Source organism: Xanthomonas massiliensis (genome assembly GCF_900018785.1).
Lineage (GTDB): Bacteria > Pseudomonadota > Gammaproteobacteria > Xanthomonadales > Xanthomonadaceae > Xanthomonas_B > Xanthomonas_B massiliensis.
On record NZ_FCOY01000007.1, the window covers coordinates 1,221,146 to 1,246,079 of the forward strand.

General features: G+C 67.6%; 14 protein-coding genes and 2 pseudogenes. 10 read left to right on the top strand and 6 right to left on the bottom strand.

The genetic code is table 11. The features are described 5' to 3' along the window. The first annotated feature begins 27 nt into the window (after positions 1–27). Positions 28–6,390, top strand: a complete 6,363-nt coding sequence (locus BN3794_RS15465; protein WP_066098734.1) for a DEAD/DEAH box helicase — start codon at positions 28–30, stop codon at positions 6,388–6,390. A 1-nt stretch (position 6,391) separates the two neighbouring features. Continuing rightward, a complete protein-coding gene (locus tag BN3794_RS15470; protein WP_066098736.1) occupies positions 6,392–8,500 on the top strand; it encodes a UvrD-helicase domain-containing protein in 2,109 nt (702 codons plus the stop codon). Between the two features lie 54 nt (positions 8,501–8,554). On the opposite strand, the gene BN3794_RS16110 is transcribed toward BN3794_RS15470, so the two are convergent. Beyond that, the gene (locus BN3794_RS16110; protein ID WP_328585361.1) at positions 8,555–8,995 is read right to left on the bottom strand and encodes an integrase domain-containing protein; all 441 of its coding nucleotides are present in this window, start codon (positions 8,993–8,995) and stop codon (positions 8,555–8,557) included. Positions 8,996–9,020: 25 nt separating this feature from the next. Between BN3794_RS16110 and BN3794_RS15475 the strand changes: the two genes are divergently transcribed. Next, positions 9,021–9,335, top strand: a complete 315-nt coding sequence (locus BN3794_RS15475) for a DUF1153 domain-containing protein (RefSeq protein ID WP_066097095.1) — start codon at positions 9,021–9,023, stop codon at positions 9,333–9,335. Continuing rightward, on the top strand, positions 9,335–10,219 hold the full coding sequence (locus tag BN3794_RS15480; RefSeq protein WP_236493278.1) for an IS3 family transposase: 885 nt from the start codon (positions 9,335–9,337) through the stop codon (positions 10,217–10,219). Before BN3794_RS15475 ends, BN3794_RS15480 begins: the two co-directional genes overlap by 1 nt. Here the strand turns inward: BN3794_RS15480 and BN3794_RS15485 are convergent. Further along, positions 10,149–11,114, bottom strand: a complete 966-nt coding sequence (locus BN3794_RS15485; RefSeq protein ID WP_147675608.1) for an IS1595 family transposase — start codon at positions 11,112–11,114, stop codon at positions 10,149–10,151. The two genes, BN3794_RS15480 and BN3794_RS15485, sit on opposite strands and share 71 nt — an antisense overlap. 94 nt (positions 11,115–11,208) lie before the next feature. Here BN3794_RS15485 and BN3794_RS16115 point away from each other — a divergent pair. The 3 genes and pseudogenes from BN3794_RS16115 to BN3794_RS15495 form a co-directional block, all read left to right on the top strand. Next, positions 11,209–11,322, top strand: a pseudogene (locus BN3794_RS16115) (IS30 family transposase); the annotation flags it as partial. A 469-nt stretch (positions 11,323–11,791) separates the two neighbouring features. Then, positions 11,792–12,646, top strand: coding sequence for a 3-mercaptopyruvate sulfurtransferase (sseA, locus tag BN3794_RS15490; protein ID WP_066098738.1), 855 nt, complete (start codon positions 11,792–11,794; stop codon positions 12,644–12,646). A gap of 282 nt (positions 12,647–12,928) precedes the next feature. Further along, a complete protein-coding gene (locus BN3794_RS15495) occupies positions 12,929–13,963 on the top strand; it encodes a cysteine synthase A (protein WP_066098740.1) in 1,035 nt (344 codons plus the stop codon). 629 nt (positions 13,964–14,592) lie between these two features. Here BN3794_RS15495 and BN3794_RS15500 read toward each other — a convergent pair. Next, the gene (locus BN3794_RS15500; RefSeq protein ID WP_425476733.1) at positions 14,593–16,971 is read right to left on the bottom strand and encodes a copper-transporting P-type ATPase; all 2,379 of its coding nucleotides are present in this window, start codon (positions 16,969–16,971) and stop codon (positions 14,593–14,595) included. 60 nt (positions 16,972–17,031) lie between these two features. Then, positions 17,032–17,361: pseudogene (locus tag BN3794_RS17100) on the bottom strand (YHS domain-containing protein); the annotation flags it as partial. Positions 17,362–17,554: 193 nt separating this feature from the next. Between BN3794_RS17100 and BN3794_RS15505 the strand changes: the two are divergent. Together BN3794_RS15505 and BN3794_RS15510 are read left to right on the top strand one after the other, a co-directional pair. Further along, positions 17,555–19,816, top strand: coding sequence for a TonB-dependent receptor (locus tag BN3794_RS15505; protein ID WP_066098742.1), 2,262 nt, complete (start codon positions 17,555–17,557; stop codon positions 19,814–19,816). An 82-nt stretch (positions 19,817–19,898) separates the two neighbouring features. Next, positions 19,899–20,921: a glycerophosphodiester phosphodiesterase gene (locus BN3794_RS15510; protein WP_425476734.1), complete on the top strand. Its 1,023-nt coding sequence runs from the start codon at positions 19,899–19,901 to the stop codon at positions 20,919–20,921. A 329-nt stretch (positions 20,922–21,250) separates the two neighbouring features. Here the strand turns inward: BN3794_RS15510 and BN3794_RS15515 are convergent, their stop codons facing one another. Together BN3794_RS15515 and BN3794_RS15520 are read right to left on the bottom strand one after the other, a co-directional pair. Then, the gene (locus BN3794_RS15515; RefSeq protein ID WP_066098746.1) at positions 21,251–22,048 is read right to left on the bottom strand and encodes a rhomboid family intramembrane serine protease; all 798 of its coding nucleotides are present in this window, start codon (positions 22,046–22,048) and stop codon (positions 21,251–21,253) included. A gap of 491 nt (positions 22,049–22,539) precedes the next feature. Then, positions 22,540–23,499, bottom strand: a complete 960-nt coding sequence (locus tag BN3794_RS15520) for a TerC family protein (RefSeq protein ID WP_066098748.1) — start codon at positions 23,497–23,499, stop codon at positions 22,540–22,542. Positions 23,500–23,758: 259 nt separating this feature from the next. Here BN3794_RS15520 and BN3794_RS15525 point away from each other — a divergent pair, with 259 nt between their 5' ends. Beyond that, the gene (locus tag BN3794_RS15525; protein ID WP_066098750.1) at positions 23,759–24,931 is read left to right on the top strand and encodes a class I SAM-dependent rRNA methyltransferase; all 1,173 of its coding nucleotides are present in this window, start codon (positions 23,759–23,761) and stop codon (positions 24,929–24,931) included. Positions 24,932–24,934 lie beyond the last annotated feature (3 nt).

Genomic DNA, 24,934 nt, shown 5'->3' on the forward strand with positions numbered 1-24,934 from the left:
AACCGGCCTGAGAAAAGCGGACGCCGTATGCAACCCCTGATCGTCTCCCAGCAGATCACCCAGGGCGTCGCCGACTTCCTGCGTGCGGCCTTCCCGGCCACCACGCCGGGCTTCGATGGCCTGATCCAGCGTTTCCTGGCCGACCGCGACCGGGTGTTCAAGGGGCCGTACCTGACCTTGCCGCTGCCGTTCCGCAAGCAGCCCGATAGAGGCCAACCCGCGTTCGCCTGGCTGCCGCCGGGCTTCGTCCCCCATGCTCACCAGGGCCGGGCGTTCGACCGCCTGGCCGGCGAGCAGGCCCGATCGACCCTGGTGGCCACCGGCACCGGCTCGGGCAAGACCGAGTGCTTCCTCTATCCCATCCTGGAGCATTGCCGCGAACAACGGGAACTGGGCCGGCCGGGCATCAAGGCCATCATCCTGTACCCGATGAACGCGCTGGCTTCGGATCAGGCCAGCCGCCTGGCCAAGGAGATCCTGCGCACACCCGCCTTGGCCGGTATTCGCGCAGGCCTGTACGTGGGCGAGGCCCCGGCCGAGGTATCCTCCCGCGTGCAGCAACTGGCCGATGGCGGCTTCTCGATCATCACCGACCGCAACGCCCTGCGCGAAAACCCGCCGGACATCCTGCTGACCAACTACAAGATGCTGGATTTCCTGCTGATCCGGGCCGCCGATGTGCCACTGTGGGCGCGGCAGCAGCCGGATACGCTGCGCTATCTGGTGGTCGATGAGCTGCATACCTTCGACGGTGCCCAGGGCACGGATCTGGCCTGCCTGATCCGCCGCCTCAAGGGGCGGCTGGGGACGCCGCCGGGGCAACTGGTGTGCGTGGGCACCTCGGCCACGCTGGGCAGCGATGGCGAACAGGATTTGCTGGCGTTTGCCGGGCAGATCTTCGGCGAGACGCTGGATGACCAGGCCGTGATCGCCGAGGACCGCGAGCCGGTGGCGGACTATCTGGCGGATGCCGTGGTGGAGTTCACCCAGTCTCCGCCGCCGGACGCCGCGTCGGTGCTGGATCCGGCAGGCCATGACGGCTTGCCGTCCTGGCTGGCGGTCCAGGTGCCACTGTGGTTCGGCACCTCATGCAGCGCCGAGCAAGTGAACGATGCGGGCTGGCGCTGTCGCTTGGGCGGGATGCTGAAAAGCCATTTCGCCTTCCAGAACCTGTTGCGCGACATGGAGCGCCTGGGGCCACGCGCCGTGGCGCTGGACGATCTGCTGGCGGTACTGGCGCGCCGCCTGCCACCTCATGCCGACGCGCGCTATCCACTGCTGTGGCTGGGCAGCCTGCTGGCGCTGGTGGCGCATGCGCGCCAGCCTCGCGGTGTGTCGCTCGACGCGGTGCGCGGCGAACAGGACACGGCCTTCTTCCTGCAAGTCAAGGTGGAGCTCTGGCTACGCGAACTGCGGCGCATGGTGGCTTCGCTGGACAACCCGCCTCGACTGACCCATCACGACGATCTGGGCAAGGCCGAGCAGACACAGGTCTGGTTGCCGGTGATCCACTGCCGGGACTGCCACGCCACCGGCTGGGGCGCGACCTTGCCCAGGACCAGCCCGAACCAGTTCAATCAGGATATCCAGCAGTTCTACAGCGCCTTCTTCGCCGAGGATGTCAGCACCCGCTTTCTGTTTCCCCATGGCGAAAGCGCGGACCCGAAGGTGTTCGAGCACAGGAAGGTCTGCCCGCGCTGCGGTACCCTGCATGCGCTGGGGCAGACGCACTGCGACTGCGCCGAGGACCCGGTCGCGTTGGTGGACGTCGATGTGACCGCCAACCTGCGCGAAGGCACGCGCAACGGTGCCCGCTATACCCGTTCCCATCACGACTGCCCGTACTGCGGCGGGCACAAGACGCTGTCGATCGTCGGTTCACAAGCGGCCAGCCTGGCGGCGGTGATGCTGGCGCAACTGTTCGGTTCACGTTTCAACCCGGACAAGAAGCTGATCGCGTTTTCCGATTCGGTGCAGGACGCGGCGCACCGTGCGGGGTTCCTGGCGGCCCGGACCTGGCGCTTGAACTTGCGCCCAGCGGTGGCCCAGGTCATCGCCGCGGCGCAGCAGACCGGGGAACCGCTGACGCTGGCGCAGTTACCTCAGGCCTTCGAAGACCATTGGCTGCCTGCAATGGGACAGGGCCATTACCTGGCCAATTTCCTGCCGCCGCAACTGCATTGGCTGCGGGATTTTGAAACGCTGATGAGCGAAGGGTCGCTGCCAACCAATAGCGAGTTGCCGCAGGATTTGCGTCGCATCCTGCCGTGGGTGCTGAATGCCGAGTTCGGCCAGGACGCCCATATCGGCCGCAGCCTGACCGTGACCGGGACCGCCAGCGTGGAACCGCCACCACAGGCACTGACATCGGCCGTGCAGTGGATGCTGCCACGCCTGCAGGCCACGCTGGAGCCGCTGGCTGGTGTGCCGGCGGAGGCCCTGGCGGTATTCCTGCAGGGCATCGTGCAATCCCTGCAGCGGCTGGGGGCCTGGCGCGACGCTGGACTGCATTTCTATGCACAGGTCGGCAATCGGCCGTGGGTCTACAAGCGCAATCCGGTGCAGTTCCAAATGCTGTCCGGCCCGCGTCCGCCACGCTTCGTAAGCCTTGTCGATTACCAGCGCTGCGTCGGTGTGTTGGGTAGCCACGCGAAGTGGTATCGCGCCTGGGCCTTCAAGACACTGAAACCGCTGCATGCGTTGGCTCTGGGCGCTGACAGTTTGCTGCCGGCGCTGTATCAGCTGGCATTCGAGGCGCTGGCCGAGGTGGGTTTGCTTGGCGCCGAACAGGCAGACGGCAAGCCGGAGATTCGCGTGTGGGGGCTGGAGCCTGGCGCTTTTCTGGTGTCCCTGGGCAGCCGCGCCTGGCGCTGCGACACCTGCCGCAGCGAGTGGCGCACCGGGGCTGAAGTGTCGCTCGCCGGGCAGCCTTGCCGGCACCCTGGCTGCCGAGGGCATCTGGAAGCGCTGGCGGAAGGGGATGCCGACTATTACCGCAGCCTGTATCTGCGTGCGGACATCCAGCGCGTGGTCGCCCACGAACACACCGGCCTGCTGCCACGCGGTACGCGTGAGCGGGTGGAGCACAGTTTCAAGTCCGATAGCCAGGCGCCTGGCAGCATCAATGTCCTCTCGGCCACGCCGACGCTGGAGATGGGGATCGACATCGGCGATCTGTCGGCGGTGCTGCAGTGTTCCGTGCCGCCACAGCAGGCCAACTACATCCAGCGTTCGGGACGCGCGGGACGCAGCACCGGCAATGCCTTGTTGCTGACCATGGCGGCCAGCAAACCGCACGACCTGTATTTCTGGGCCGACCCCAGGGAAATGATCGCCGGCAGCGTGCCGGCACCAGGTGTGTTCCTCAACGCCTCGGCGGTGCTGGAGCGCCAGTTGACGGCGTTCACGCTGGATTGCTGGGTGCGCGAGCGGGGTCGCAGCGCGTCGATTCCGCAGGAGATCCGCATGGTGCTCAGCGCGGTGGACAACGGTGCGACGACGCGCTTTCCCTTCCCCTGGCTGGAGTATGTGGAGGCAAACCGGGCTAGCTTGCTGGATCGCTTCCTGGCGCTGTTCCAGCAAGGCGGCGGGCAGATACTGACCGAAGCCACCCGACAGTGGCTGGCGCGTTTCGTCAATGGTCGGCAGGACGAGGAAAGCTCCCTGACCTTCAAGATCATCAGCAAGCTGCAGGGCATCGCCCGTGACGTGGCGCAGATCAAGCGTCTGCGCGAGAAGACCGCCAAGGAAGCGGAGAAGCTGGAACAGCTTCCGGTGCGCGGCGAGGAACAGGAGGAAGAGCTGAAAACCCTGCGCCAGGAACGTGCGGCGTTGGCGCGCCTGATCGGTGGGATCGAGGGCAAGGCCACCCTGAACGTCTTCACCGACGAAGGCCTGCTGCCCAACTATGCCTTCCCCGAACAAGGCGTGCTGCTGCGCTCGATCATCGTGCGCGACACCCGCCGGGAAGGACCGCCTGCCGAGCCATTGACCTTCGAATACGAGCGCCCCGGCGCAACCGCCATCACCGAGCTGGCGCCCAACAACACCTTCTATGCCGAAGGCCGCCGGGTGGTCATCAACCAGGTGGATGTTTCACGCGTCAAACCGGAAGCCTGGCGCCTGTGCCGCCAGTGCTCCTACGCCGAGCCCTTGTCGGCGGGCGACCGGCACCACCAATGCCCGCGCTGCGGCGACGGCCAGTGGCGCGATACCGGGCGGGTCCATGAAATGCTGCGCCTGACCACGGTGTTCGCACGCACGTTGGACCGCGAAAGCCGGATCGCCGACGATTCCGACGAGCGCACACGTGGTTTCTACGTGCGCCAGGCGCTGGTGGACAGCCCTCCGGAAGCGGTGCGCCAGGCATTCGCCATCGACAACCCAAGTTTCCCGTTCGGATTCGAATTCCTCGACCGGGTGACATTCCGCGAGGTGAACTTCGGCGAGCAGACGGTGGATGCCACGCCGATGACCATCGCGGGCGAAGAACTCAACCGGCCAGGTTTCGCCATTTGCCCTGAGTGCGGCACGCTACAGCGTCGGCGCAAAGCAGAAGAGCTTTATCGCAACCATGCCCCCTGGTGCTCACGCCGCAAAACACCCGAGGCCAGCACCCAGCAATGCATCTTCCTGTACCGGGAGTTCGCCAGCGAAGGTATCCGGCTGTTCCTGCCCGAGGTCGGATTTGCCGAATCCAAGGAAGCCTTGCTGAGCTTCATCTCCGCGCTGGAACTGGGGCTGAGTAAACGCTTCAAGGGTGCGGTGGCGCACCTGCGCATCGCTACCGACGTACGGATGGCGGCAGACTCGGAGTCGGCGCGGACCTATCTGGTGATCTACGACAGCGTGCCCGGCGGTACCGGATATTTGAAGGAACTGATGCGCGACCCAGCCCCGCTGTTCGAAGTATTCAGTCAGGCGGCAACCGCATTGAACACCTGCAGCTGCAACCAGGACGACACCGCCGATGGCTGCTATCGGTGCATGTACCGCTATCGCAACAGCCATGAGCGCCAAGCCATCTCGCGCACGGTGGCACAGAAGCTGTTGGCACAGATCCTGGAGCATCGTGCAGCGCTGAAGCGTGTCAGCAACCTTTCACAGCAACCGGACAATAGCCTGCTGGAAAGTACGCTGGAAAAACGATTTCTCGAAGCACTGCGGCGTGAGCATGCTGGCGTCGCGTTCACGCTCAAGGACAAGCTCGTCGGCGGTAAGCATGGGTACCTGATCCAGGCAGGCAGTCGCCGCTGGCGTCTGGAATTGCAGGTGGCACTCGGTGAGCGCGAAGGTGTCGTCGTGCCATGCAAACCAGATTTCGTTTTCTGGCCCGACGACGGCGTGGACGATGTGCCGGTCGCGGTATTCACGGATGGCTGGCAGTACCACAAGCACATCGTGGCCGAAGACTTGGCCAAGCGCATGGCGGTAGCCAAGAGTGGGCGGTTCGCTGCGTGGACGCTGACCTGGGACGACGTTGACGCGGCCTTGCGTGCCGAAGCGGCCCCGGATTCCACGGCCTGGGACGAGTTGCTGCTCGGGCCTGCCGATCAGGTGGTCACACGTCTATGCGAAGCCCAGGGGATCGCCTCGTTGGCCGCCTTCCACCGTTTGTCACCTTTCCTCCAACTGCATCGGCGGCTGGCGGAGGGGCGGCACGATGCCTTGCGCCGCCTCGCCGGCGTACTGGGTGCGGCCATGTCAGTGCCACCTGGCGATGACGCCGCCTTGCAAGGCTTCAAGCAAGGTACCTTCCTCTGTCGGCTCGACGACTATGGCTTATTGCCCGACACCCACCTACACCGCTGGGGTCATCGCTCCTTGAGTGCTGTCGCGCAATGGCTGGCAGGCCTGTCGCCGGAACAGTTGCAACAGTGGATGACCGGCCAGGCTGCTGTATCCGCAGAGCCTGTCGTGCTGGTGCAGTGGCAACCGGGCGATGTACCGGAGGCCGATCTGCAACGGCGCTGGCGCCATCTCTGGCAATGCCTGAACCTGCTGTTACCCTTGCGTCATCTTTGGGCAGGCCATGACGAGATGACTGGCCTGCCTGGTTTCCAAGCCAGTCCTGCACTGCGCCAAGCAGAACAGACGTTCGACAGTCATTGGCAAACGGCACTGGAGCTGGCCAGCCCGGATGTGCAGGCATGGTTGCTTGCATTGGCGCATGCAGGAGCACCGCTGCCGGAAATCGGCTTCGAATTGACGGACGAACGCGGCCGGGTACTGGCAGAGGCAGAGCTGGCCTGGGTCAGCCTGAAGATCGCCGTACTGCTGGCCGATTACCAGACCGATGCGTCCCGCTTCGAGGCAGAAGGCTGGACGATCCATATCGCAACCGACGACGCGCCCGCCCAGGCGCTTCTGGATAGCTTGAAGGAACATTGAAATGGCACTTTCGCCCAAGATCGCCATGTCGGACGACTTTCTGAAATCGTTCGCCAGGATTCCGCGCCAGAACCAACAGGCGGTGCTGACCTTCGTCGCCAAGTTCCGCCAGAACCCGCTGGCCAGCGGTATCAACTACGAGCGCATCAATGATGCCGCCGATGCCAACATGCGCTCGGTGCGCATCAACGACAACCTGCGCGGCATCATCCTCAAGCCGGAAACAGGCGATGTGTATTGCCTGTTATGGGTGGATCGTCACGACGATGCCTATCAGTGGGCCAAGCGCCACCGCGTCGCGATTCACCCGGACGTGGGCAGCCTGCAAGTCTATGCGGTACAGGAAACGCAATCTCTGACCAATAATGAGGTAGCCCAAACCGAAGCCTCCCCGAGCGCGGGCTTGTTTGCGGATTTGCGTGACCGGGAGATCCGTAAGCTGGGTGTGCCGGAGGAACGGCTGGCAGCCGTGCGAGCGGCTGTATCGGAAGCCGACCTGGAGGCCCTCGAAGCGCAGTTGCCGGATGAAGCCTTCGAGGCCCTGTATCTGTTTGCCGCCGGCGAGCCGCTGGACAAGATCCTGGCCGAGCGGGCACCCGCCGAAACGGTTGACCTCCAAGATTTTGGCGCGGCGTTGACGCGCGACAGCACACGTCGTCACTTTGTTGTGCTCACTGATGACAGTGATCTGGACGCTCTGCTGGCCGCTCCTCTGGAGCGCTGGCGTGTGTTCCTGCACCCGAGCCAACGCAAACTGGTGGAAGGCAACAAGAGTGGCCCCGTCAAGGTCACCGGCGGCGCTGGCACCGGCAAGACGGTGGTGGCCATGCATAGGGCAAGGTGGTTGGCCAGGCAATACGCAGACCTTCCGGGGCGCCCAATCATCTTCACCACGTTTACTCGCACGCTAGCCGAAGACATCCGTCACAACCTGTCTCTGCTGTGCTCACCGCAAGAATTGGCCAAGATTCAGGTGGTCAACCTGGATCAATGGGCGTCAGGCCTGCTGCGCCGCTTCGGCTATCCCTACGCGCTGCTCTATGACGAGAAACAGCGGCGTGGCTTCTGGCAAGCCGCCTTGTCCGCGCTGCCCACAGGCGCTGCCTACAGCGCCGCTTTCCTGAGGGCGGAGTACGAGCGCGTGATCCTGCCCCAAGGTTGCGAAACTGCGGAGGATTACATGCGCGCCCGTCGCATCGGACGTGGCGGGCAATTGGGCCGTTTGCAGCGCAAGGCGTTGTGGCCGGTGTTTGCCGAATATCGGGCGCAATTGCACGCGGCCAACCTTCGCGAGCCGGAAGAAGCCTTCAGGGAAGCCTGCCAACTGATACTGCAGGAAAAGCCGCAACTGAGCATTCGCGCCATGGTGGTGGATGAGGCGCAGGACATCAGCGCCGCTGCCTACACCCTGATTCGCGCGGCCGTGCCCAAGGCCGAGAATGATTTGTTCATCGTCGGCGATGCCCATCAGCGCATCTATCGCCACAAGGTGACGCTTGGACAGGTGGGGATCGAGGTAAGAGGTCGCAGCCGTACCCTCAAGGTCAATTACCGAACGACCGATGAGATTCGACGTTGGGCCTGCGCGCAGTTGGAAGGTATCGAGATCGACGACCTGGATGGAAGCATCGACAGCTTGCGCGGCTATCGCTCATTGACCCACGGCGACTTGCCGGAAGTCTTTCCATCCGCCTCCTTGCAACAGGACGTGGAGCACATCCTGTCCGTCGTTGAACATGGTAAAGCCGATGATATCGAGGCTAGGCGCATCTGCGTCACGGCCCGTACCAATGAAGATCTGGATGCATTGGCACTGGCCTTGCGGCAACGCGGTATAGCTTGTCTCAGGCTGGACCACGGCACGACGGATGATCCTGCGGAACCGGGTATTCGACTGGCCACCATGCATCGCGTCAAGGGACTGGAATTTGACATCGTCATCCTGGCTGGCTATCGCGGCGCCAGGCAGTATGCCGAGCAGTTCAGCCATGACGAAGATGTCGGTGTCACAGACGACACGGAGGTTTCCGAACGTTGTCTGCTACACGTTGCGGCAACACGCGCCAAACGGCATCTGTTTGTGCTCGCCAGGGGTGACTCACAAGATTGATCCGTCAAATTGCTGGGAACAGCTGGTGTTGCAATAGGTGGCCTGATTGGAATCTCACGTTCCCAGGTAGATCGCTGTTACTGCCGCACGTTCATGTCCCAGCTCTCGGCTGATCTGTTGTCGGGTTTGCTGATCCAGCAGACGTTGGAACGAATCCAATTGCACCGTACTAAGGCCAACCGCCGCCGGCGCCTCCCATCCCGTCAAAACCTCATACCGCACCTGCGCATACCGATGCCGCAGCCCGTGCATATTGCTCAGCCCTGCCGCCTTGCACTGCCCGTCGTAGACATGCCGCTGCTGGATGTAAGTCTTGTGCGTCGGAATCAGCGAGCCAGACCCGGCCAGCCGGTGGGCCTCATCCAGTACCGCACGCTGTTCCGGCGTCGAGATTGGCACCGTCCGATCACGCCCGCCCTTGGCCCATGATCCCTTGATGACGATATGGTCGCCATGGTCCGCATAGCTGTAATGACCCAGTGATTTCCTGCTCAGGTGCTACCTTTTGAGGGAGAGCACGATGAGCCAAGTGATGGACGAAGAGATCAAGCGTTGGACGGCCCGACGGAAGTCGGCGCTGGTGCTGGAAATCATCCAGGGCAAGACGACGGTGGCTGCGGCGAGCCGGCAGTTCGACCTGACGCCGTCGGAGATCGAGAGCTGGGTCGACGAGGGCAAGCGCGGCATGGAGAACGCCCTTCGGGCCAAGCCCGAAGATGTCCGGGAGCAGTACGAGCGGCAGCTCAAGGACCTGCAGGAAGCCTACGGCGAGGCCATGCTGGAGCTTCGCGCACGAAAAAAATTGCAGTCCCTGTTGGGCAAGGACGAGACCTGATGGTCACGATCCAGCAGGGACTGCGGGAAGACGGCTTCGAGGTCTCGATGGTGAAGCTGTGCAGATGGTTCGGCGTGGCGCGGCGAACGCTCTATTACAAGCCGACCAAGGCAGCGCCGCAGGTCCGTCCGGAGCTCGCCGAGCCGATCAAGGCCTTGATCGAGGCCGAGCCGTCGTTCGGCTACCGGACGGTGGCGGGCCTCCTGGATATGAACAAGAACACGGTGCAGCGGATCTTCCAGCTGATGGGCTGGCAGGTTCGTAAGCGGGCGGTGGGCGCCCGCCCGCGGATCCAGGCGTTGCCATCGGTCGCGCAGGCCCCGGACGAGCGCTGGGCGACCGACCTGTGTCGGATCTGGGGTGGCCGTGATGGCTGGCTGACCCTGGCCCTGGTGATCGACTGCTACACCCGGCAGCTACTCGGCTGGCAGCTCTCGCGCAGCGGCAAGGCCAGCACCGCCGCCGCGGCGCTGGAGCAGGCGCTGATCGCCCGGTTCGGAACGTTGGGACGGGTGCAGAGCCCCTTCCTGCTGCGCTCGGACAATGGCCTGGTGTTCACCAGCCGCAACTACACCCGGCTGGTGCGCAGCTACGGGCTGCTGCAGGAATTCATCACCCCGCACTGCCCACAGCAGAACGGGATGGTGGAGCGGGTGATCCGTACGTTGAAGGAGCAGTGCGCGCACCGGCACCGCTTCGAAAGCCAGCAACACGCCAGCCGCGTGATCGGCGACTGGATCCAGTTCTACAACCACCGGCGCCCGCACCAGGCGCTGGGCATGAAGACACCCGCCGAGGCTTATGCTTTCCTGATTAGCACGCACTTTCAGTCGAGAACAGCGGCACATCGCGCAACGTTCTCTCCGGCCAAGGCTTTGCAGTAGCCGCCGTGGCCAAAAGACTCGGCACCAGCCGAGTCAGGTCGAAGCGACGGTTGAACCGCCACATCGTCTCGGCCAGGTAGCGCTGGGCGTACTTGGCGAACTTGAAGGCGTGATACGCCCCGTCCAGCGAGCGCTTGAGGTTGGACAGCACGACATTGACCCAACGGGCGTTCTCTTCCTTACAGCGGCCGCGGCCATGGCCTTCGATGACGGTGTGCGCATGCTCGGCTTCCAGCGCCCGAAACGCGCCCAGTCCGTCGCTGTAGACATCCGATCCCGGATGCAAGCGCTGCCCGATCCAGTCCGACAGGGCCGCCTTGGTGAAACCCGGCACCAGGTCGATCGCTGCGTGCCGTGGGCGACCGTCGTCAGTGGTCTCCACGGCGATCACGAAAGGGCGCTTGTTCTCCGAGCCACGGCCGGCCTTGCCGCCGTTGCGTTCCCCACCCAGGTAGGCATCGTCCAGTTGCACGATCCCGCCCAGCTTGCGGCCCGCCTCGCGCTCGGCCATCGCCTGCATCAGCTTGTGCTTCATCCGCCACGCCGCCGGGTAGCTCACGCCCAGGTGCCGCATCAGCTCCAGCGCCGACAGGTTGGTCTTGCTCTGGCCCAGCAGGTACATGCCCAGCAGCCAGGTCCGCAGCGGCAGCTTGCTGTTGTCCATCACCGTACCCGAGCGCAGGCTGGTCTGGCGGTGGCAGGCCGTGCACTGCCAGTACGTGGCACCGTGACGCTGGAACCGGCTGTGCGCCGTACCGGCGCAACGAGGACAGACGAAGCCATGCGGCCAGCGCGAGGCCTCCAGCGCCTGCTCGCACTGGCGCTCGCTGCCATAGCGCTTGAGGAACGCCGGCAACGACAGGCCCGGCTGGAACTGCACACGGTTCATGGCCATCTTCTGATCTCCCGAGAGCGATGACCCCAACATGCTGCGTAACGCTCTCACCACTTGCGACTGCGCTGAAAGATCGTGCTAATCAGGTGAACAATTGCGCTGGGTCGAGCAACGGCTCAACACGCGACCACGCAAGACAATAGGATTCAAGACGCCCCTCGACGTCTTCGTCAAGGAATTCAGCAATTGTGTTGCGAATCAAAGTTGAATTCGCCAGCGAATTCGAGAGGTATCGAATCGTGCAGGACCGCTTGTTTGAAAGCGATTTCGACAAGGTGGTAAGAACACTGGCAGCCGATGACCCGGACGCCGGAAAGGACGAATGAAGCCTCGAGGTGTTGGATGGAGCACCGTGACTTCATGCACCCGTGTTCGCGATTGGTCTGCTGCGGACTTGTAGATCGACTCGGCGTTGAGACGAAGTTGCTGGGCCGCACTGCGATTGCTTGCTACCGGGGCCTTCCATGCTAGTAATTGCCATCTTTACGACGGCTATTCGTTTGCTGGCTGTCGAAGGTCATCCGCCTGCGGATCTGGGGTGTGTGCCTGCATGATCTGGCATGTGCGTATGCCAGCCGGTTATCAGCGTTTCCTTGCTGCCTGGTTCGGCGTGCTTTTCTTGTCGCGGCGGAAGTGCCACGCTGATCCGTCATCTTCATCGCACCCCGTAGGACCCCATGAGCGATTTCGGACCTCTCGTCGACACGGCCTGGCTGGCCGCCCATTTGCACGATCCGGACCTGATCGTGCTCGATGCCAGCGACTACCTGCCGGCCGAGGGCAAGGACGGGGCGGCGCTGTACCGGCAGGCGCACGTGCCGGGCGCGCGCTTCTTCGATATCGAGCGGTTCTCCGATCCGGACACCACGCTGCCGCACATGGCGCCGACGCAGGGCCGCTTCGCGCGGCTGGCCGCGGAGCTGGGCCTGCGCAACGATGCGCGCATCGTGGTCTACGACCAGAAGGGGTTGTTCTCGGCGGCGCGGGCGTGGTGGCTGCTGCGCCTATTCGGCCACGACGCGGTGGCGGTGCTCGATGGCGGGCTGCCGGCCTGGATCGATGCCGGTCAGGTGGTGGAGGCGGGCGAGCAGGCCTATGAACCGGTCGCGACGTTCGAGGTGGATTTCCATGCGCTGCTGCTGCGCGGGCTGGGCGATGTGCGGGCGAATCTCGCCAGCGGCGCCGAGCTCGTGCTCGATGCGCGCGCGGCCGGCCGCTTCAGCGGCCAGGCGCCGGAACCGCGGCCGGGCCTGGCTTCGGGTCATATCCCCGGCAGCGCCAACCTGCCGTTCGGCGAGCTGCTGCAGGCCGACGGGCGCTTCCTGCCGGTGGAGGCGGTACGCGCGCGCTTCGCCGCCGCCGGCGTGGACGGCCGCCGGCCGGTGGTGGCCAGCTGCGGCAGCGGCCTGACCGCGGCGATCCTGCTGCTGGGCCTGGCCGTGGCCGGCCTGCCCGAGGGCGCGCTGTACGACGGTTCGTGGACCGAGTGGGGCGCGCGTGCCGATACGCCCAAGGCCGTCGGCAGCGATTGAGGTGCGCTGCCCATTGCCGAAGCCGAGGGCGGAAGTGCGATGCGGGACGGGCCCATCGACCGCGGCGTTCGTCGCGACCGGCTTCGGTCCGCTGCAGGAATGCCGTGGGTGCCGGGACGCATGCGGCCGGCATCGACCAGGCGGGACAGCTACGTCATGCCCGTGACCGGCCAGCGCAGTGCACCGCGACATCGTTTTTCGCAATACCTGCCGGTGCCGTCCTTCCCCCGCGAACACGTTCGTTTCTTTCCCCACCGAGCCACGGCCTGACCGCACGATCCGATGAATGCTTCCCCCGATGTCTCCGGCCTGATCGGCCGCACCCCGCTGGTCCGCCTGCGCCGCGCCTCCGTGCGCACCGGCTGCGAGATCCTGGGCAAGGCCGAGTTCCTCAACCCCGGCGGCTCGATCAAGGACCGCACTGCGCTGGGCCTGATCCTGGACGCCGAGGCGCGCGGCCTGCTGCGCCCGGGCGCGACGATCGTGGAGGGCACCGCCGGCAACACCGGCATCGGCCTGGCGCTGGTCGGCGCCAGCCGCGGCTACCGCGCCATCATCGCCATGCCCGAAACGCAGAGCCGGGAGAAGATCGACGCCGTGCGCGCGACCGGGGCGCAGCTGCGGCTGGTGCCTGCGGTGCCCTATGCCGATTCGGGCCACTACGCGCACGTCGCCCGGCGCCTGGCCGAGGCGATGAACGCGCAGGCACCGGGCAGCGCCTGGTTCGCCGACCAGTTCGACAACACCGCCAACGGCGACTGGCACGAGCGCACTACCGGGGTGGAGATCTGGGAGCAGAGCGGCGGCGCGGTGGACGGCTTCGTCTGCGCCACCGGCACCGGCGGCACCCTGGGCGGGGTCGGGCGGGCGCTCAAGGCGCGCAGGCCGGGCGCTGTGATCGCGCTGTCCGACCCGGCCGGCTCGGCACTGGCCAGCTACGTCAACACCGGGGTGCTGAAGGCCGAGGGCGGCTCGATCAGCGAAGGCATCGGTTCGAGCCGGGTGACGGCCAACTTCGCCGGCGCGCCGATCGACCGCGCCTGGTCGATCGGCGACGAGGAGTCGGTGCCGCTGATCCACGAGCTGGTCGAGCACGAGGGCCTGAGCGTGGGCGGTTCGAGCGGGGTGAACCTGGCCGGGGCGATCCGGCTGGCGCGCGAACTGGGTCCGGGCCACACCATCGTGACGGTGCTGGCCGATGCCGGCACGCGTTACCGCGCCAAGCTGTTCGATGCCGGTTTCCTGGCGGCGCGCGGCCTGCCGGTGCCGGCGTGGCTGCAGGCCGGCGAAGAAGGCGAGGCCGGTCGCATCCTCTAGCGCACCGGCGCGAGCGGAAACGCTGCCCCGAACCTGGTCTCCGGCAGTGGCCTCCGATCAGAACGCGAACGATTCGCCCACAGCGAATCGGCCTACCGGCATGGCGGGTGGGCGCTGCACCGAGTGCCAGCCCATGGCTCGCAAGCGCTCGTAGGCGCTCCAGCCTCGCAAGCGAAGGGCGCTTCGTTTCGCTGTGTCGTTGCGCCAACTGCCCGTGACGAGCACCTGTCCAGACGCCGAGGTTGCCATCCGTGGGCGGGCCAGCCGGCTAGGATCGGGCTGTTCTGGCCCGGGTTGGCGCCAGCAAGTAGGCCGGGAGGGTCGCCGCGCAGGTGGGCGGCAATGCACGCGTCGGCGTCGGCCTCGCCCGGGCTCCGAGGGGTAGCTCGGAAATCCCGACTTCGCTTCCGGCGAAGCGCCCTCGATCATCGCAGGGAAAAGCGCCTTTCCTCGGTGCGCTTCCGCTGGCGCGCGCTAAGGGCGAAGCCGAGCGCGCAGCGGACGGAAGCCCGGCTTTCCGGGGAGAAGGGTTCCCCGGCCTCCTGATCCCGGAACCCTGAAGGAACTGGAAGCGCCGGACACGTCTCCCGTAATCCATGCCGTACCTGTGGACGCTGCGCTCCCGCCCGCTAGACTAGCCGCGTGCGCCGCAGCCGCAGTGCGTTGCCGACCACCGACACCGAACTCAGGCTCATCGCCAGCGCGGCGAACATCGGCGAGAGGAAGTGGCCGGTGAGCGGGTACAGCAGGCCGGCCGCCAGCGGGATGCCCAGGCTGTTGTAGACCAGGGCGAAACCGAGGTTCTGCTTCATGTTGCGCACGGTGGCGCGCGACAGCGCGCGGGCCGTGGCGATGCCGCGCAGGTCGCCTTTCACCAGCGTGACCTGGGCGCTGCCCATGGCCACGTCGGTGCCGGTGCCCATGGCGATGCCGACGTCGGCGCGGGCCAGGGCCGGGGCGTCGTTGATGCCGTCGCCGGCCATCGCCACGGTGCGGCCCTCGCCCTGCAGCTTCTCCACCAGGGCGAGCTTGTCGGCCGGCTTGACCTCGCCATGGACCTCGTCGATGCCGAGCGTGGCGGCGACCGCCCGCGCCGTGGCCAGGCCGTCGCCGGTGGCCATGACGATGCGCACGCCGTCGTCGTGCAGCGCAGCGATGGCCTGCGGGGTGCTGGCCTTGACCGGGTCGGCCACCGCCAGCAGCCCGGCCAGGCGTCCGTCCACCGCCAGCCACATCACGCTGGCTCCGCCCTCGCGCAGCGCATCGGCGCGGGCCTGCAGCGGCGCCACGTCCACGCCGGCCTGCTGCATCGATACGGTGTTGCCCAGGGCCAGGGCGTGGCCCTCGACCGTGCCGGTCACGCCGATGCCCGAATCCGAGCGGAAATCGCCGGCCGCCGCCAGCGCCAGGCCGCGGCGGCGGGCCTCGTCGACCAGCGCGCGGGCCAGCGGGTGTTCGCTGGCCTGGTCCAGGCCGGCGGCCAGGCGCAGCACGGTGTCCTCGTCGAAATCGGGGGCGGCCAGGGCCTGGCGGAACGCCGGCCGGCCCTCGGTCAGGGTGCCGGTCTTGTCCACCACCAGCGTGTCCACGCGGCGCAGGTTCTCGATCGCCGAGGCATCGCGGAACAGCACGCCGGCGGTGGCGCCGCGCCCGGTGGCGACCATCACCGACATCGGCGTGGCCAGGCCGAGCGCGCAGGGGCAGGCGATGATCAGCACCGAGACGGCATTGACCAGGCCGTAGGTCCAGCGCGGCTGCGGGCCGAACAGGCCCCAGCCCAGCAGGGTCAGCACTGCCACCGCAACCACCGCCAGCACGAACCAGTACGCCACGCCGTCGGCCAGGCGTTGCATCGGCGCGCGCGAACGCTGCGCCTGCGCCACCAGCTGCACGATCTGCGCCAGCACCGTGTCCGCGCCGACCTTCCCGGCGCGCATCACCAGCGCGCCCGAAGTGTTGAGCGTGGCGCCGATCAGCGCATCGCCGGCACGCTTGTGCACCGGCAGCGGCTCGCCGGTGAGCATGGATTCGTCCACCGCGCTGTCGCCTTCCAGCACGGTGCCGTCCACCGGCACCTTCTCGCCGGGACGCACGCGCAGGCGGTCGCCGACGGCCACCTGTTCCAGCGGTACGTCCGCCTCGCTGCCGTCGGCGGCGATCCGTCGCGCGGTGCGCGGGGCCAGCCCGAGCAGGGCGCGGATCGCGGCCGACGTCTGCGCGCGCGCCTTCAGCTCCAGCACCTGGCCGAGCAGGGTCAGGCTGATGATGGTGGTGGCGGCTTCGAAATAGACATTGACCCGGCCCATCGAGTGGAACGAGGCCGGGAACACGCCGGGCGCCAGGGTCGCGACCACGCTGTAGACGAACGCCGCGCCGGTGCCCAGCGCGATCAGCGTCCACATGTTCGGGCTGCGGTGGGCCAGGGACTGCACGCCGCGCACGAAGAACGGCCCGCCGCCCCAGGCCACCACCGGCAACGCCAGCACCAGCTCGATCCAGCTCTCGGTGCCCATGCCGACCAGGTGCAGGCGGTGCCCGGCCATGGCCAGCACCATCACCGCCAGCGACAGCGGCAGGGTCCACCAGAAGCGCCGGACGGTATCGCGCAGCTCCGGGTTCTCCGCATCGGCGCTGGGCAGCTCCGGCTCCAGCGCCATGCCGCAGATCGGGCAGAAGCCCGGATGGTCCTGGCGGATCTGCGGATGCATGGGACAGGTGTAGATGACCTTGCCGTGCCCGGCCGTGTGCGGCGCAGCAGCAGATGACGTGTGCGGGTGGGGCATCGCCATGGCGGGCATGGCGGCAGGGTGTTCGTGGGTGTGCTGTCCGTCGGCCGGTGCCGGGTCCGCCGGGACCAGGGTCATGCCGCAGATCGGGCAGGTGCCCGGGTGGTCCTGGCGGACCTGGGGGTGCATCGGGCAGGTGTAGACGACCTTGCCGTGCCCGGTCGTGCGCGGCGCGGCAGCGGCAGATGATGTGTGCGGATGGGGCATCGCCATGGCGGGCATGGCGGCAGGGTGTTCGTGGGCGTGCTGTCCGTCGGCGGGTGCCGGGTCCGCCGGGACCAGGGTCATGCCGCAGATCGGGCAGGTGCCCGGGTGGTCCTGGCGGACCTGGGGGTGCATCGGGCAGGTGTAGACGACCTTGCCGTGCCCGGCGGTGCCCGGTGCGGCGGGACGCGCGTCCGGAGGGGGCATCGCCATGGCAGGCATGGCGGCCGATGCAGCCTGGTCACCGGTGGCGGCGTAGCGGGCGGGGTCGGCGTCGAAGCGGGCCAGGCAGTGATCGGAACAGAACCGGTAGTCGCGGCCCGCGTAGTGGCGGTGGCGCGGCGAATCGGCGGCCACGGCCATGCCGCAGACCGGATCGCGCGGGGAGGGAGGCGTGGACGAGGACATGGCGGCGCGGCAGTGAAGGTTGTGGCAAGGGTACCCGCCGGCAGGCGCATGGGCGGGTGACGGCGCCGTCGCGGCCTCCGTCGGTGCACGCCGCCGGCCGCCAGTGTCTTCCCGCTGTCACGGACCTGTCCCCGTGCTGCAAGCTGGCTGACGCAGGCTCCGGGTTCGTTTCGCAACGAAGACACCCGACGACATGCAACGCCACAGACTGCTCGCCTGCGCGATCCTCGCCGCCCTCGCCCCGCCTTCGCTCGTCCATGCCGCGGACGCGCCGGCGGACCCGGTACAGCTCGATGCCGTCTCGGTGATCGGCCAGGGCCAGACCCGCCAGGTGCAGCGCATCGGCGTGCAGGACCAGGCGGTGCTGCCGCCGGGCACCAGCCCGCAGAAGCTGCTCGGCCGCATTCCCGGCGTCAACGTGCAATCCAACGACGCCTTCGGCGCCAACGAGGAATCGCAGTCGATCCAGTTGCGCGGCTACGGCACCACCCAGCTCGGCTACACCCTGGACGGCCTGCCGCTGGGCAACAATGCCTACGGCGCCTTCAACGGCCTGAACATCTCGCGCGCGCTGATCGCCGAGAACTTCGGCGGCGCCGAGCTGGCGGTGGGCATCGGCAACGTCGGCACCGCCTCCACCAGCAACCTGGGCGGCACGGTGCAGTACTACTCGGACGATCCGGCGCCCGGGTTCGGCGGCCGCTTCGGCCAGACCTTCGGCAGCGACAGCAACCGCCGCACCTACCTGCGCGTGGACACCGGCGAGCACAACGGCTTCTCCGCCTACCTGTCGGGCATCGATGCCCGCGCCGACATGTGGGCGCGCCCGCACTCGCCGACCTGGACGCGCCAGTTCAACGGCAAGGCGGTATGGCAGAACGATGCGGTCAAGCTGACCGCCTTCGTGGACACCTCGCGCACCTCGCAGGCCGACTACGCCTACCTGTCCAAGAGCGGCCTGGCGCGTGGCCTGGGCTGGGACTGGAACCTGTACGCCCCGGACTGGGAGCGCGCGCTGGCCGCGGCCTACTGCGCCAGCGCCACCTACGATGCCGCCAAGTGCGGCTACAGCGGCGGCGTGGACAACATCGACGACGCCTATTACCAGAGCCGCGCGCTGCGCAAGGACGACCTGTACTACCTGGCCGGCGACTTCGCCTTCAGCGACACGGTCAGCGCCCGCGCGCAGGTCTACCACCACAAGAACGAGGGCCAGGGCCACTGGTGGGCGCCGGGGCAGAAGTCCAACCCGGGCACGCCGCAGGAACTGCCGATCTCGATCCGCTCGACCAACTACTACATCGACCGCAGCGGCGCGCTGGCTTCGCTGGCGTGGCAGCTGGGTGCGCACCGGCTGGAAGCCGGCGCCTGGTACGAGCACAACGACCACGACATCGAGCGCAACTTCTACTGGATCGACGGCCCGGTCAGCGACGACAAGTACCTGCGCGATCCGGACCGGCGCCTGTTCCGCCAGGACTACACCATCGTCACCAGGCAGCTGTACCTGCAGGACAGCTTCAGGCTGTTGGACGACCGCCTGGCGGTGGACCTGGGGGTCAAGAGCCCGCACAACTCGGTCAAGGCGGTCGCCGCGCAGGACGTGGAGAGCCCCTACGCCAGCGGCCGCATCAAGGCCGGCAAGGCGCTGCTGCCGCAGGCCGGCGTGGGCTGGCAGCTGGGCGGCGGCCACGAGCTGTTCGCGTCCTATGCGCAGAACCTGTCCGCATTCACCACCGGTCCGCTGTCGGTGAGCCAGGCCTCGTTCGACGACAGCCGCGGCAACCTCCGGCCGGAGGAATCGACCACCTTCGAGGGTGGCTGGCGCTACGCCGGAGGCCCGCTGCAGGCCTCGGTGGCGCTCTACCACACCACCTTCGACAATCGCCTGCTCTCGCTCAATCCCTGCGCCAGCATCCTGGTCGGCACGCCCGGTTGCATCACCCGCTACTACAACGTCGGCTCGGTGAAGAGCCGCGGCGCCGAGGCGACCGTGGTGTGGAAGCCGGCGCGCACGCTGGAGTGGTACAACTCCGCGTCCTGGAACAAGAGCACCTACGAGGACGACTACCAGCAGGGCGGCGCGGTCGTGCCGATCGCCGGCAAGCGCGTGGTCGGCATCCCGGAGACCATGTTCGCCAGCGAACTGAGCTGGCGCTGGAACGGCTGGAACGCCAGCCTGCGCGGCAAGTACGTCGGCAAGCGCTACTACACCTACACCAACGACCAGGGCTTCGGCGGCGTGACCAGCTTCGATGCCGGTGCCGGCTACGACTTCGGCCAGGTGGGCTTCCTGCACGGCCTGCGCGTGGCCTTGAACGTGACCAACCTCACCGACAAGCGCTATGCCGCCGACCTGAGCGCCTACACCAACACCGATCCGGCCGGCCGCGCGCTGGCCTTCCACGCCAGCGCCCCGCGCCAGGCGTTCCTGACCGTGGACGCGAAATTCTGATGCCGGCCCGACGTAGGATGGCGCCATGCTGACGATACGGGCACTGGGACTGGCGATGGCAATGCTGGCGGCGGGGACGGCGATGGCCGAGGCGCCGATCGCCGCGCAGGTGAAGGTCTATGCGCACCGCGGCGCCAGCGCGCTGCGGCCCGAGCACACCCTGGCCGCCTACGCCAAGGCGATCGCGGACGGGGCCGACTACGTCGAGCCGGACCTGGTATCCAGCAAGGACGGCGCGCTCGTGGCCCGCCACGAGAACGAGATCGGCGGTACCACCGACGTGGCCGCGCATCCGGAGTTCGCCGCGCGCCGGACCACCAAGGTGATCGACGGCCGCCCGGTCGAGGGCTGGTTCACCGAGGACTTCACCCTGGCCGAGCTGAAGACGCTGCGCGCGCGCGAGCGCCTGCCGCAGCTGCGCGGCACGCGCTGGGACGGGCAGTTCCAGCTGGTCACCCTGGACGAGATCGTCGACTTCGTCGCCGCCGAGTCCGCCGCGCGCGGGCGCACCATCGGCATCGTCCCGGAGATCAAGCACCCCAGCTACTTCCAGTCGATCGGCCTGCCGATGGAGGACGCGGTGCTGGCGGTGCTGCAGGCCCATGCCTACACCCGCAGCGCGCCGGTGGAGATCCAGTCCTTCGAGGCCGAGAACCTGCGCTACCTGCGCGGCCGCATCGGCGCGCGTGGCGGCCAGGTGCGCCTGCTGCAGCTGCTGTCGGCGGCCGAAGAGGCCGTGCCCGGCGATCCGCGCGGGCGCCGCTACCGCGACCTGATGAGCGCGGCCGGGCTGCGGGAGGTGGCCACCTACGCCGACGCCATCGGCCCGGATTTCCATGCGGTGATCCCGTGGGATGCGGACAAGCGCCTGCAGGCCCCGAGCGCGCTGGTGCACGACGCGCACGCGGCCGGGCTGGAAGTGCATCCGTATACGTTCCGGCCGGAGAACTACTTCCTGCCCGAGGGCTACCGCGACGGTGCGGACCCGGCCACGCGCAGCGCCGCGGGCATGGTCGCGCTGGTGCGCCGCTACCTGGAGGCCGGCATCGATGCGTTCTTCACCGACGACCCGGCGCTGGGCCGGCAGGCGCTGGACGGACGCTAGCCGGGCCGTATCGTGCTGGGGTGCGGCCGCGATTCGGCTTGCACCCGCGACTACCACGCGATGACCGACGGCCCAGGATGGCGTGCCCGGGGCAACGCGTATCGGCGATGGGGCCGCCGGGAACGAAGCGCGGGCCGGGGCATGCCGGCACGCCGGCTGCCGCCGGCCTTGCGGTGGCGCGATCGCTCTGGATCCGGGGCCATGCCGCTTGGCCGCACGATGGGCTGGCGGGAGACGCCGCCATGCCGCTTGGGTCCGACCACGCAGGGCCGAGGCATCCGCCGCCTGCGTGCTTCAAGGGAAGGTCCGGGGATCCCGGCTGGGTCGCGCTACGGCGCCTCGTCCTGCCCGCGCGGACGGAACTTCAGCACCACGCCGGGCGTGGCGCCCGGTTCGCGGCGCCACAGCACCGGTACCTCGGACGGCGCAGGCGGCTCCAGCCCGTCGCGCGCGTCGCCGGTCGCGGCTTCGTCGCCATCCTCCTCCCGGTCTTCGTCCTCCCAGCTGTAGCGCTTGCGCGGCAACGGCGGGTCCAGGCGATGGAAGAGCAGGGCGGAACTCACCCCGGCCACGGCGCCGCCCAGGTGCGACTGCCAGGAAATGCCGGCCTCGTGCGGCAGCACCGACATCAGCATGCCGCCATAGAACAGGAAGGCGATCATGCCGGCGGCGATCGCGGCGCGGTCGCGGCGGACCAGGCCCAGCACGAACACCAGGAACATCAGCCCGTGGGTCACGCCGCTGGCCCCCAGGTGATGGCTGCCGGGATCGCCCAGCGCCCACGCACCCAGGCCCGATCCGAGCCACAGCAGCGGCAGCGAGGCCGCGGTGGCGCGCGGATACACGCTCCCGGCCAGCGTGCCCAGGATCAGCAATGCGGTGGCGTTGGCCGCCAGGTGCGCGGGCGAGGCGTGCAGCAGCGGCGCGCCGATCAGGCCGAGCAGGCCGGAGGCCTGCAGCGGTGCCACCGCCCAGCGCTGCCAGTCGAAGTGGCCCTGCGCGGCGAACACCGCCACCAGTACCAGCACGAAGGCCAGGCTGAAGTTGAAGGCGCGCAGCACCCGGGCGCGGTCGCGGCGGCGCTCGCTCTGCGGATCGGCGGGGAGGGGCGTGTCGGGCATGTCCATGGCCAGGGAATGGCGGCCATCGCCAGGTTTGCAAGGCGAGATGGCGGGATATTCGCAATCGCCGGCGGGACAATCGTGTGTACGAGGCGGCCTGCGCATTCCTGTCTCGGGCGAGTGCGCGATGCCATCGTCCCGTGCAGGTGTATGGCTGCCCGGGAAAGTCCCCATCCCCGTGTTGGCGAGACATGCGGCTGCGGGGTTGCGGGAGCGCCTGGCGATCACGGGACTTGGACCGTAGCGCCGGAAACGCTGTATTCGTCGTTGCCGCGAAAGCGCATTGGGGTGACGCAGCTCACGCCCGGGAGAATCGAGCCCGTCGACCCCGCGCAGGCGGGGACCCAGCGACTTGCACGGTGGACAGCCCGCTGCGCAATCTCCCGGTAGCTGCACCTTTCAAGGCACGGGCACTGGACCTCCGCCTGCGCGGGGGAGACGGGCACTATCCCGGGCATCTGCCTCCTCGCCCCGGCTGCGAACCGATCAGCCGGGCGCTACTTGCCGTGGCCGCCCTCGGCCGGGCGCAGCACGCTCAGGACCATGGTCGCCGCCAGGATCGCCACCACCGCGCCCAGCGACACCGGCACCGGGATCTTGACCCACTCCGCCACCAGCATCTTGGTGCCGATGAACCCGAGGATCACCGCCAGCCCGTACGGCAGCAGGTGGAAGCGGTCGGCCACCCCGGCCAGCAGGAAGAACATCGCGCGCAGGCCCAGCACCGCGAACACATTGGAGGTGAGCACGATGAACGGGTCCGTGGTGATGGCGAAGATCGCCGGGATCGAATCCACCGCGAAGATCACGTCGGTCACCGCGATCAGCACCAGCACCGCGAACATCGGCGTGAACCAGCGCCGACCATCGCGTTCCACCCGCAGCGCGTTGCCGTGGTAGGCCGGGGTCAGGCGCAGGTGGCGGCGCATCCAGCGCAGCATCGGGTTGGCCTCCAGGTCCGGCTCCTCGCCGGCCGAGCGCCACATCTTGATCCCGGTGAACACCAGGAACGCGCCGAACACGTACAGCAGCCAGTGGAACTGGTTCAGCAGCGCCGCGCCGGCGAAGATCATCACCGCGCGCAGCGCGATCGCGCCGAGCACGCCGATCACCAGCACGCGCTGGCGCAGCGTCTCGGGCACGGCGAAGTAGCCCATGATCAGCAGGAACACGAAGATGTTGTCCACCGCCAGCGACTTCTCCACCAGATAGCCGGTGAGGAACTCCAGGCCGACGCGGTTGGCCACCGCGTCGCCGGCGCTGTGCCGCAGGTAGGTCCACAGGCCGGCGTTGAAGGCCAGCGCCAGCGCCACCCAGCCGATGGACCACCACGCCGCTTCCTTGAAGCCGACCTTGTGCGGCCCGCCGTGGCGCATCAGCACCAGGTCGGCCAGCAGCGCGGCGATGACCACGCCGGCGAAACCGCCCCACAACCACGCATTGCCTATCGATTCCATGTCCGCTCCGTCGCAGTGAAAAATGAAAAACCCCGGCCGCAGGGCCGGGGCGCGTGACACCGAATGCAGGAATCCGGGGACAGGGCCTTCGCCATTGCGGCGAAGGTCTCGCTCACAACCGCCTGGGCGGTTGCCGTTGCACCGGAGCGCGGCTAGCGCTCGAATTGACGGCGACAACGTCTGGGAGCTACTCCCCTTCAGGACCGATTGTGCGGGGCGGGCAGCGGCGGCGTCAACGCGGGCGATACAATGCGTTCATATGACCATCTCCGATTACCCCGTCGTCCACCTCAAGAACGCCTGGCGTTCCAGCCATCCCTGGATCTTCCAGAAACTGGTCGAGAAACCGGCCGCCAAGCCCAAGCCCGGCAGCATCGTCGACGTCGTCGGCGTGGACGGGGAATGGATCGGCCGCGGTTTCTACAACGGCCATTCGCGCATCGCCGTGCGGATCCTGGAAACCCGCCAGGACGTGGCGGTGGACGCGGCCTGGTTCGCGCGCCGCATCGCCGACGCGGTGGCCTTGCGCCGCCAGGTGCTGAAGCTCGATGCCGTCTCCGATGCCTGGCGCGTGGTCCACAGCGAGGGTGACGGTCTGTCCGGCCTGGTGGTGGACCGCTACGGCGACCTGCTGGTGGTGGAGTTCTTCGCCGCCGGCATGTTCCGCCACCGCGAGTGGATCTACGAGGCGCTGCGCGCGCAGTTCCCGGGCTGCCGCTTCCACGCCTTCGCCGAGGAGCACGTGCAGAAGCAGGAGAGCTTCGACTTCCGCGGCGATACCGCCACCGAGCCGGCGATCATCAGCGAATACGGGGTGAAGTTCCGCGCCGACCCGGCCGGCGCGCACAAGACCGGCTTCTTCGCCGACCAGCGCGAGAACCGGCAGTGGCTGAGCCAGCACGTGGAGAACAAGCGCGTGCTCGACCTGTGCTGCAACACCGGCGGCTTCGCCGTGTATGCGGCGGTGCGCGGTGCCGCCGAAGTGCTGGGCGTGGACATCGATGCCGACGTGATCGACATCGCCAAGGGCAACGCCAAGCTCAACGGCGTGCGCCCGAAGTTCGTGCAGGCCGACATCTTCCCGTGGCTGCGCGAGGCCGCCGTGCGCGGCGACCAGTACGACGTGGTCATCCTCGACCCGGCCAAGATGACCCGCGACCGCGACCAGGTCATCACCGCGCTGAAGAAGTACCTGGACATGAACAAGCTGGCGCTGGGCGTGGTCAAGCCGGGCGGCCTGTTCGCCACGTTCTCGTGTACCGGCCTGGTCGCCGAGGACCAGTTCCTGGACATGCTGCGCCGGGCCTCGTTCTATTCCGGCCGCACCCTCCAGATCCTCAAGGTCGGCGGCGCCGGCCCGGACCATCCGTTCCTGGCCAACGTGCCCGAGTCGCGCTACCTCAAGGCGGTGTTCTGCCGCGTGCTGGACTGATCG

Coding starts and splice junctions, on each gene's coding strand:
- BN3794_RS15495 (WP_066098740.1), top strand. CDS start 12,929: ATGAATGCTTCCCCCGATGTCTCCGGCCTGATCGGCCGCACCCCGCTG.
- BN3794_RS15525 (WP_066098750.1), top strand. CDS start 23,759: ATGACCATCTCCGATTACCCCGTCGTCCACCTCAAGAACGCCTGGCGT.
- BN3794_RS15510 (WP_425476734.1), top strand. CDS start 19,899: ATGGCCGAGGCGCCGATCGCCGCGCAGGTGAAGGTCTATGCGCACCGC.
- BN3794_RS15515 (WP_066098746.1), bottom strand. CDS start 22,048: ATGGACATGCCCGACACGCCCCTCCCCGCCGATCCGCAGAGCGAGCGC.
- BN3794_RS15520 (WP_066098748.1), bottom strand. CDS start 23,499: ATGGAATCGATAGGCAATGCGTGGTTGTGGGGCGGTTTCGCCGGCGTG.
- BN3794_RS15500 (WP_425476733.1), bottom strand. CDS start 16,971: ATGCCCGCCATGGCGATGCCCCATCCGCACACATCATCTGCCGCTGCC.
- BN3794_RS15475 (WP_066097095.1), top strand. CDS start 9,021: ATGAGCCAAGTGATGGACGAAGAGATCAAGCGTTGGACGGCCCGACGG.
- sseA (WP_066098738.1), top strand. CDS start 11,792: ATGAGCGATTTCGGACCTCTCGTCGACACGGCCTGGCTGGCCGCCCAT.
- BN3794_RS15505 (WP_066098742.1), top strand. CDS start 17,555: ATGCAACGCCACAGACTGCTCGCCTGCGCGATCCTCGCCGCCCTCGCC.
- BN3794_RS15480 (WP_236493278.1), top strand. CDS start 9,335: ATGGTCACGATCCAGCAGGGACTGCGGGAAGACGGCTTCGAGGTCTCG.
- BN3794_RS15485 (WP_147675608.1), bottom strand. CDS start 11,114: ATGGCCATGAACCGTGTGCAGTTCCAGCCGGGCCTGTCGTTGCCGGCG.
- BN3794_RS15470 (WP_066098736.1), top strand. CDS start 6,392: ATGGCACTTTCGCCCAAGATCGCCATGTCGGACGACTTTCTGAAATCG.
- BN3794_RS15465 (WP_066098734.1), top strand. CDS start 28: ATGCAACCCCTGATCGTCTCCCAGCAGATCACCCAGGGCGTCGCCGAC.